Raw genomic sequence first — 3,049 nt, forward strand, 5'->3', positions numbered from 1 at the left:
TTCGTCTTTATGTCGAGGTCATTAGTTTTGTCCCAGCCTCTTTCTAACAATATTAAAACTGGATTTTTTCCATCAGGAAGGATTTCACTTCACTGATCGGCATTCTTACCTGATCCATCGAATCACGATCACGTACTGTCACCTGGCCGTCTTCAACTGAATCAAAATCAAATGTGATACAGAAAGGTGTTCCGATTTCATCTTGGCGTCGGTAACGTTTACCGATGGAAGCAGTCTCATCAAAATCGATCATTAAGTCTTTTGACAGCTCTTCATACACTTTGAATGCATCATCGGACAACTTTTTCGATAATGGAAGAACCGCTGCCTTGAAAGGTGCGAGCGCAGGATGGAAGCGGAGAACCGTTCTTGAATCATTCTCTAATTCCTCTTCCGCGAATGCATCACATAAGAATGCGAGAGTCACACGGTCGGCACCAAGTGATGGTTCGATACAATACGGTACATACTTTTCATTTGTCTGCGGATCCATATAATGAAAGTCTTCGTTTGAGTGCTCCATATGACGCTTCAAATCAAAGTCCGTTCTGTCTGCGACACCCCAAAGTTCTCCCCAGCCGAATGGGAATTTATATTCAATATCCGTAGTTGCGTTACTGTAGTGGGATAGTTCATCTTTATCATGATCGCGTAAACGCATGTTTTCCTCGTTCATGCCGAGGTTAAGTAACCAGTTCTTACAGAATTCACGCCAGTATGAGAACCACTCCAAGTCTTCGCCTGGCTTACAGAAGAATTCCAGCTCCATTTGTTCAAATTCACGGGTTCTGAATGTGAAGTTACCAGGTGTGATTTCATTTCTGAAGCTTTTCCCGACTTGGGCAATACCGAATGGCATCTTTTTACGCATTGAGCGCTGAACATTTTTGAAGTTTACGAATATACCTTGAGCTGTTTCCGGGCGCAGATAGATTTCATTGGTGGAAGACTCGGTAACACCTTGATGTGTTTTAAACATCAGGTCGAATTGACGGATCTCCGTGAAATTTTTACTTCCGCAATCCGGGCAGGAAATGGAGTGTTCGTTTATGATCTCTTCCATTTTGTCAAAGGAAAGACCATCTACGATCATTTCAATGCCCTTTTCTTCAAGTGCGTTTTCAATGATTTTGTCTGCGCGGTGACGTGTCTTGCATTCTTTACAATCAATCATCGGATCATTGAAGTTTCCGACGTGACCGGATGCTACCCATGTTTGCGGGTTCATTAAGATGCTGGCATCAAGCCCGACATTATAAGGGGATTCCTGGACGAATTTCTTCCACCATGCTTTTTTAATATTGTTCTTAAGTTCGACGCCCAATGGGCCGTAATCCCATGTGTTCGCCAGTCCTCCGTAAATTTCAGATCCCGGAAAAACAAATCCGCGGTGCTTAGCTAAATTTACTACTTGTTCCATTGACATATAAGTCACTCCTTGTAATCAGTTTAGAAAATAAAAAAAGCTCGTCGCTAGGCAAGGCCTAGGGACGAGCTTGTTACTCGCGGTTCCACCCTAGTTGATACACGTTCTTAAAGACGTATATCCACTTTCAAGTCGGTAAGCTCTGGATTGCCGTTTCCCTGCCATCCAGGCTTTCACCGTCCCTGGTCGCTTCACTGCAAGTACTTATGTATCCATCATAGCCTGTATATGGTTGTAAGATGAAAACATTTTATCATGCCCCATCAAAAATAACAACTCCGTATCCTCGAAGAAAAAAGAATTGAAGTTTTGATAAAAAAAAGATACCCTTTGTTCATGCATAGTATTCATAGTGTTGTCACATTGCCATTTCAATATTCTCTTTTCATTTTCTGTAAATAGTATATAATATTTATTATAAAGTATAACATAAATCGTTTGTTCGTTAGGTGGTGAGTAACAATCGAACTAAATAAAAGGCAAGAACATATTCTGCAGATCGTCAAAGATAATGGGCCCATTACGGGTGAGCAAATCGCAGATCAGTTGAATTTAACGAGGGCTACCCTGAGACCGGATCTTGCCATCCTTACAATGGCGGGTTATTTGGATGCAAGGCCGAGGGTCGGGTATTTTTATACAGGTAAAACAGGAACGCAGCTCTTGACAGAAAACCTGAATAAAATTTATGTTAGAGATTATCAGTCCATACCTGTCGTTGTGAATGAAAATGTGTCTGTTTATGATGCTATTGTTACGATGTTCCTTGAGGATGTAGGTACTTTATTCGTGGTGGATGCAAATACATATCTAGTGGGTGTATTATCCAGAAAGGATCTACTCCGGGCAAGTATCGGAAAGCAAGAACTCAGCACATTGCCTGTGAATATCATAATGACGAGAATGCCCAACATCACTACATGTGAAAAAGACGATCTTCTTATCGGTGTAGCGAAAGATCTCATCCATAAACAGATTGATTCTGTTCCTGTAGTGAAGAAAATGGATAGCGGTGATATGGAAGTCACCGGGAGGATTACAAAAACGAATATCACGAAAGCATTTGTCGCATTGGCAGAAGAAGAATAGAAGGTGGTGAACGATCGTGAAAGAACCGATTATCTATGTTGTTTCCGACTCAGTGGGAGAAACTGCTGAATTAGTTACAAAAGCGGCCATTAGTCAATTCAATGGTTCCAATACGGTCATCAAACGCTTTCCGTATGTAGAGGACTTTGAAAATATCGATGAGGTCATTTCGCTGGCAAAATTGAATCAGGGGCTTATTGTATATACGCTCGTTAAACCTGACATGAGGGCGTACATTAAGGAGAAGGCTGAAAAAGAGGAGCTTTATGCCTTTGACATTATAGGACCGTTGATGGATAAGTATCAGACGATTTATAATAAGGAACCTTTATTTGAACCGGGTACCGTCAGAAAGCTGGATGATGACTACTTCAAAAAAGTGGAAGCCATTGAATTTGCTGTGAAATATGATGATGGGAGAGATCCAAGGGGAATCCTCAAAGCTGATATCGTGCTGGTAGGCGTTTCAAGAACAAGCAAGACACCTCTTTCACAGTATCTTGCACATAAACGATTCAAGGTGGCGAATGTTCC

3 protein-coding genes are annotated in these 3,049 nt (G+C 41.5%); 2 read left to right on the top strand and 1 reads right to left on the bottom strand.

What is annotated here, in order from left to right:
• Positions 1-52: 52 nt before the first annotated feature.
• A complete protein-coding gene (locus HP456_RS22000; protein WP_172255092.1) occupies positions 53-1,426 on the bottom strand; it encodes a glycine--tRNA ligase in 1,374 nt (457 codons plus the stop codon).
• 462 nt (positions 1,427-1,888) lie between these two features.
• On the opposite strand from HP456_RS22000, the gene ccpN reads away from it, so the two are divergent.
• Both ccpN and HP456_RS22010 read left to right on the top strand, forming a co-directional pair.
• Positions 1,889-2,515: a transcriptional regulator CcpN gene (ccpN, locus tag HP456_RS22005; RefSeq protein WP_172255094.1), complete on the top strand. Its 627-nt coding sequence runs from the start codon at positions 1,889-1,891 to the stop codon at positions 2,513-2,515.
• 13 nt (positions 2,516-2,528) lie between these two features.
• Positions 2,529-3,049 (top strand): pyruvate, water dikinase regulatory protein (locus tag HP456_RS22010; protein ID WP_172255096.1); only part of this gene is annotated, 521 nt, incomplete at its 3' end.

The organism is Bacillus haikouensis, from assembly GCF_013179555.1.
Taxonomy (GTDB): Bacteria; Bacillota; Bacilli; order Bacillales; family Bacillaceae_B; genus Rossellomorea; species Rossellomorea haikouensis_A.

Bases quoted from the DNA above. Each gene is read 5' to 3' on its own strand.
- HP456_RS22000 (WP_172255092.1), bottom strand. From the start codon at position 1,426: ATGTCAATGGAACAAGTAGTAAATTTAGCTAAGCACCGCGGATTTGTT.